6 protein-coding genes and 1 tRNA gene are annotated in these 5,766 nt (G+C 63.8%); 1 reads left to right on the top strand and 6 read right to left on the bottom strand.

What is annotated here, in order from left to right; translation table 11 throughout:
• Positions 1-159 (top strand): ANTAR domain-containing protein (locus H7290_RS19875; RefSeq protein ID WP_290515760.1); only part of this gene is annotated, 159 nt, incomplete at its 5' end.
• An 8-nt stretch (positions 160-167) separates the two neighbouring features.
• Here the strand turns inward: H7290_RS19875 and H7290_RS19880 are convergent.
• The 6 genes from H7290_RS19880 to H7290_RS19900 form a co-directional block, all read right to left on the bottom strand.
• Entirely contained in the window at positions 168-1,316 is a 1,149-nt protein-coding gene (locus H7290_RS19880; RefSeq protein ID WP_290515756.1) for a cytochrome P450, read from the bottom strand.
• 99 nt (positions 1,317-1,415) lie between these two features.
• A complete protein-coding gene (locus H7290_RS21435; protein ID WP_366927659.1) occupies positions 1,416-2,063 on the bottom strand; it encodes a lecithin retinol acyltransferase family protein in 648 nt (215 codons plus the stop codon).
• Between the two features lie 53 nt (positions 2,064-2,116).
• Positions 2,117-3,775: an ABC-F family ATP-binding cassette domain-containing protein gene (locus tag H7290_RS19885; protein ID WP_290515757.1), complete on the bottom strand. Its 1,659-nt coding sequence runs from the start codon at positions 3,773-3,775 to the stop codon at positions 2,117-2,119.
• A gap of 45 nt (positions 3,776-3,820) precedes the next feature.
• A tRNA-Gly gene (locus tag H7290_RS19890) sits at positions 3,821-3,894 on the bottom strand.
• Positions 3,895-4,020: 126 nt separating this feature from the next.
• Positions 4,021-4,530, bottom strand: coding sequence for a GNAT family N-acetyltransferase (locus H7290_RS19895; RefSeq protein WP_290515758.1), 510 nt, complete (start codon positions 4,528-4,530; stop codon positions 4,021-4,023).
• A gap of 865 nt (positions 4,531-5,395) precedes the next feature.
• On the bottom strand, positions 5,396-5,766 hold a 371-nt coding region (locus tag H7290_RS19900), incomplete at its 5' end, for a DUF2332 family protein (protein WP_290515759.1).

Below are 5,766 nucleotides of genomic sequence, written 5' to 3' on the forward strand. Positions count from 1 at the left end.
CAGGCGCAAGGGATCTTGATGGGCCGCTTCGGCATCGATGCCGACCGCGCGTTCTCCATCCTCCGCCGCTACTCCCAGGACAAGAACGTCAAGTTGACCGACGTGGCGCGTGATCTCATCATCACCATGGAGCTACCGGATCTAGACCCGGTCTCCTGATCGGACCGCTACCGCAGCACGACGGGGACACACGCCCACCCGCCCACGGGCGGAGTCTCGCGCACCGCCGGACGGTCTGCAGCGGGTTCGATCCAGGTGGTTCTAATCAGCAGTTCTTCGATGATCACCCGAAGCTCCATCAAGGTCAGGGCGCGACCCGGACACACATGAGGTCCGACGCCGAACACCAGATTCGCATCGGCGTTGCCGGCAGGGTCGTAGCGGTCGGGATCGCCGAAAACCAATGGATCCCGATTCGCCGCAGTCCAGTTCAGCACGACTGGGCAGCCCCCAGGGATGTCTTCGCCACCCAGGCTGACCGGACGCGTAGCCACGCGTCGGTTGGACACGAACGGGTCATCGATGCGCAGGATTTCCTCCGCGGCCGCAGACAGTGCAGCGTGATCACCCACCTCGACGAGCGCCCGCACCTCACGCTGAATTTCGGGTGTTGATGCCAGGAAGTGGACGATGACACCTACCGAGGTCGCCAGCGAACCGAGGTCGCCTGCCGTCCAGTTGCGCAGGATCGACACGATCTCCTCGGTGGTCAGCGGCCGCCCGTCCACCGAGTCGCCCAGAAGCTCGCTGGTGACGTCGCAGGTCACTGCCTGACCTTGGCGTTTCTCGAGCAGCGCGCGGATCATGTGGTCGAACCGTTCGGCCACCGCTGACATCGTGTGGCGATTGCCCGACCGCGTCGCCGCATGGTTGTCCTGGATCCACCCGACCAGCTCGTCCTCGAGCTCCGGCGGCCAGCCCAGCCATGACGACTGCGTCCGCACCGCGTACGGGATCCCAATGCTCGCGATGGTCTTGACCGTCACGCCCCGGGGCAGCGCGTCGACGATGGCGGCGGCATGCTTCCGGCACTGGGACTCCTCCCTGTCGACCCGCTCACCGGTGAGGTAGCGGTCCACGACGGCGCGGAAGGAGGCGTGCTCAGCACCGTCGAGGCTGTTGGGAATGGCACGACGCGTGGTGACCTTGCTGGAGAACGTTCGGGGGTCAGTGGCGGCGGAGGCCACCTCGGCGTGCCGCAGCACGATCCAGGTGTCATCGTCGTGCGAGACAGCGCTTTCGGTTCGCAGCGCATCGTAGATGGACCGCTGGTCCTCCCAGGCGCGGCCGCTGCCGACCTCGGACGGGTCACCCACGACGGCTCCTCTCGCACGACTCGATGACGCGCGGCCGCCGCCGCGGACGGATGCTCGGGGTCACCAGGCAGTGCACGCGAGGGCGAACAGGACGGACCGTCATCCGATGGCCGAATCAGTAGTCAATTCTCGTGACCGTGGTGGAGTCCACCTCTTGTGCTTCACGCCTCGAATCTTGTGCGAGGCAACGTAGACACCGATTCCGGCGACCCCGGTGACGGCCGACGGAGCGGCGACCATGGCAGCGCCAAAACTTGTCAGCGAGGCTGCCATCCGAACCTGCCGACTCGTCGTCCTCCCAGTACAGCACCGGGTGGCGAAATGCTCGCAGTTGTTCGTGAAGAGGTTGTATTCCCTGCTGCCCAGCTTGGAAGTTGCGCGACGGATGACGTCATCGTCAGCAGACCTCGAGCTGTATTGACGCAGATGGACGATGCTGTCCAGCGCAAACTCGGCAAGAGGTGTTTGTGCCACCCTCGCGTCGGTCTTCTTCGCAGGTTCCCCCGTGAAGTGGATGATCGTGCCGTCACCGCAATCGATGCCGTGATGCGTGTACCCGAGCGGGCGGAGCACGTATACGTGGTCACCGCGTGCCATGGTCTGCTCCCTTGATCGAAAGGCTGAGGCGTAGGCGGACACCCGCCACCTTTCACAGTATGCGCAGTGCGGCTCGACCAAGATCCGGCGTAGTTCGTCAGTGGCAACAGCCCGCCGTGGCGCGGTGGTGCGCGGGCAACGGCGGAACATCACGAGCGGATCGTGCTTTGACGGGGGATTGACGTCGTTGCACAACTATCCCGTCATTGGGCAGCCCGTCTGTGGGTGGTGACCTGACCATTCTGGACATGCCAGCGCTGGTCGAGTCGGACGTTGTCCAGCAGTCGGCGGTCGTGCGAGACGAGTAGCAGGGCGCCCTCGTAGGACTCGAGGGCTCCTTCGAGTTGTTCGATCGCTGGTAGGTCAAGGTGGTTGGTGGGCTCGTCGAGGACGAGGAGGTTGACCCCGCGAGCCTGGAGCAGCGCCATCGCGGCACGGGTCCGCTCGCCCGGTGAGAGCCTGCCGACCAGGCTGGTGACCTCTTCGGCCTTGAGACCGAACTTCGCCAGCAGCGTCCGGACGTCGGCGGGGGGCATCTGTGGAATTGCCGTCTCGAAGGCAGTCCCCAGAGGGAGGTCCTCGGCCAGCCCGGTGCGAGCCTGGTCGATCTCGCCAACCGCGACGGAGGTCCCCAGACTGGCTCTTCCGGTCACGGGCGCAAGCCGGCCGAGGAGGAGCCGCAGCAGCGTCGTCTTGCCGGCGCCATTGGGACCGGTGACACCGATCCGGTCACCTGCCCCGGCCTGGAGCGAGGCCGGGCCGAACGTGAACCGGCCGAGGCTCGCGGTGGCCTCGTCGAGAGTTGCGAGGACGGAGCTGGAGCGTGGGGCGCTGCCGATCGTGAAGCGCAGCGCCCACTCCTTGCGGGGCTCCTCAACGTCCTTCAGGCGTGCGATCCGGGACTCCATCTGGCGGACCTTCTGGGCCTGCTTCTCCGAGGACTCCGCGCTCGCCTTGCGGCGGATCTTGTCGTTGTCGGGGGCCTTCTTGATGGCGTTGCGGACGCCTTGGGAGCTCCACTCGCGCTGAGTACGCGCACGATTGACCAGGTCGGCCTTCGTGTCGGCGAACTCCTCATAAGCCTCCCGTGCATGCCGACGTGCAACAGCCCGCTCCTCAAGGAACGCGTCGTACCCACCGTCGTAGACTGCTACGTGGTGCTGGGCCAGGTCGAGTTCGACGATGCGAGTGACGACCCTTGAGAGGAACTCGCGGTCGTGGGAGACCAGCACAGCACCGGTTCGGAGCCCCCGTACGAAACCCTCCAGACGCTCCAGACCCGCGAGGTCGAGGTCGTTGGTGGGCTCGTCAAGCAACACCATGTCGAAGCGGCTGAGAAGAAGCGCAGCCAGCGCTGCTCGGGCAGCCTGTCCACCGGAAAGTGACGTCATCAACGCGTCTGGGCCGACGTCGAGGCCGAGATCGGCCAGCATCGGTGGCAGCCGATCGTCCAGATCCGGGGCACCGCTGACCAGCCAGTGGTCGAGACTGTGCGCGTAAGCGTCCCCAGCGTCCTCAGCGGGGTCGTCTGCGCCGAGCGCCACGGCCGCCTGCTCCATCGCAGCGGTCGCGACAGCGGCCCCCGTGCGGCGGGCGACGTAGTGGCCGACAGTCTCGCCCGCGACCCGCTCATGCTCCTGCGGAAGCCAGCCGACGAAGGCGTCGCTCGGTGCGGTCGAGACGGAGCCGTCGAGCGGGTCTAGGTCGCCGGCGAGGATGCGCAACAACGTTGTCTTGCCAGCTCCGTTGGCACCGACCACGCCGACCACGTCGCCGGGCGCCACGGTCAGATCGAGGGACTCGAACAAGATGCGGTGAGCGTGCCCGCCAGCGAGGTTCTTCGTGACAAGGTTCGCGTTCATCCAGCGATCGTAGTTTCCCGGCAGCTGGGGTCCGGTTCCGGCATGTGGAGCGGACGCGAGGATTTGAACCTCGACTCATTCCCTGGAAGGGAAGCGTGCTGCAACTACACCACGTCCGCGAAGCCAGCCTCTGTCGAGCCTGACAAGTTCGAAGTATGAACCACGTTCAGGACTAGACGGGCGGCAGGGTGCGACGAATCGTCTCTCTGTTCGTACTCGTCCTACTGAATTGGCAAGGCGTCGTGTCAGTGAGCGCCGAGTCGGCGGCGATACACCACCACGGGATTCCACGGCGTTTCGTCGTCTCGGGCGAAGTCGAATCCGAGTTTGATGGCAGTGGAGATGCTCGCTGTGTTGTCCGGGTGAATCACCGATATCAGGTAGTCGTCAGGCAGGTGCTCGCTGGCCCAATCGATCCAAACCCGGCCCGCTTCGGTCGCGAAGCCCTTGCGCTGATGACTGCGCGCGATGACCCAACCCAGCTCGACCTCGTTCCAGTCCGTCCAAGGATGAAGTCCCACCCGTCCGATGAAAGCATTCGTCGCCTTCTCGATGACGGCAGCTTGGCCGTACCCCCATTTTTGCCAAACCTCCACAAACCGACCGACCTGAGCCACCGTTTCGTCGAAAGTCAGTCGCTCGGCACCGATGTGACGGGCCACATCCGGATCGCTGTAGACGGCTGCGAGATCGGGACCGTTCACTGCGGACAGTGGTACTAGACGGAGACGCGAAGTCTCAAGTTGAAACGGCATGGATCAAGCCTCCCAGCCTTCCGCGTGGAGGCCTGAGACAGGTGATCCCGCCGGGGCAACTCGTCCAGTCACCGCTGCACCAGATTCCACGCACCTGGGGCATGTCGACTCGATCGATCTGCCAAGGGCGGTGCAACTTTGTTTGGGACTCGTTGCTGGCGTCCTGTTCGCAATCGTCGCGCACTGATGGGCGCGGCCGGGGAAAGCTGCTCATTCCCACGATCGTCTTGCTCTATGGCGTCACTCCCGGCCTGCGCCGACAGCCAAGTAGCAGGCTGAGACGTGTCGTTTCACATCTGCCTACCTGTCCTGTCCAATGACCGATAATGCACATTATGTCAGGTTAAAGTGGACTAATCGCATATTCTGCTGAATAGGACTCCCCTGATCATGAGGGCGTCACGACTTCCTTTGGGGCGCGATACTGCTGCAATGGCGAGAAACTGGGCACCTATGACGACGGATTGTGCCAACCGCGCCGACCGTCGTGTCTCCGCATCTTTCGGGGCGTCGAACACGCAACATACAGAATCCCTGCGATTCCAATGCTTGGTTCGCCATGAGCCGCACTTCTCCACTCTGCATACATAATCTGGAGGGGCTTTTGGGCGGATGGCTGTTCATAAGCACCATCGCCGAACAGCGCATGCACGTCCAATCTCCGAAGGGCAAACTCCGAACCCTGGGCATCGACCTCGCTGCGGCCAGGAACGTCACACTCAGAGGCCTGGTCGCCGAGCTACCGCCAACCCTCGCGGCACAGTCACTTGGATACCTGCAGGCGGGTCATCCGCTTCCACGCTGTTGACGTCGTCGTCAGACACCGAAACCCATAGGAATGCCCATTCGCGCGCCTCGGGGGCGGCTAACCAACTCGACGGTTGGCCTGCACCCATTTCATACTGGTCCCGTGACCGTGGGTCCACGCCACCGCTTGACCATCGAGTCCAAGGACGAAGGTGGACAATTCGTTTGGAATCGTAGGTCCGGATGACGCAATGTCAGGTAAAACTCGCTTGCTTTCGTTGCTGACCCACCGGCACGCGCCGTCGTTCACGAGGCGCAGCATCATCGCTTGAAATTCTGCCCTTTCTTCAAGGTCCAGGTAGGCGATGACCGCACAGTGAAACCCCACAACTTCGCCGTACTTCCGAGCGATGTCCACCTGTTCGGGGAGCACCTCCAGCAGATCGCCGCACGTGACCTGCGGCGGCGTCTTCCTAGCCACATCGATCG

This window comes from Aeromicrobium sp., assembly GCF_014378035.1.
Lineage (GTDB): Bacteria > Actinomycetota > Actinomycetes > Propionibacteriales > Nocardioidaceae > Aeromicrobium.